1 pseudogene is annotated in these 252 nt (G+C 56.7%); it reads right to left on the bottom strand.

Features of this window, described 5'->3' with window-relative positions:
* Nucleotides 1–127 (bottom strand): annotated as a pseudogene (locus GWC77_RS28735) (IS3 family transposase); the annotation flags it as partial.
* Nucleotides 128–252: the final 125 nt, after the last annotated feature.

The following is a 252-nucleotide window of genomic DNA, read 5'->3' as shown; positions in this document are numbered from 1 at the left end:
GCTCCGACGTGCTCACGCCCTCGCGCTCGCCGCTATCGACTTCTTCTCGTTTGACCCATCCAAGCAGCGTCTGGCTCGTGCAGCCGATCTTAGGTGCAATGGATTCGATCGCCGCCCACTGCGACGGTGACCTGCCCCCAACAAACCGGGCCAGTCAGAACCTAGTAAAGTTCGTTTTCGGAGAAGAAGACGAACATGAAGAAGCGTTTTACGGAAGAGCAAATCATCGGGTTTCTGAAGGAAGCCGAGGCC

The organism is Paraburkholderia sp. NMBU_R16, from assembly GCF_013282575.1.
Lineage (GTDB): Bacteria > Pseudomonadota > Gammaproteobacteria > Burkholderiales > Burkholderiaceae > Trinickia.
The sequence above is the reverse complement of the archived record's forward strand: the minus strand, read 5'-3'. Positions and strand labels throughout refer to the sequence as shown.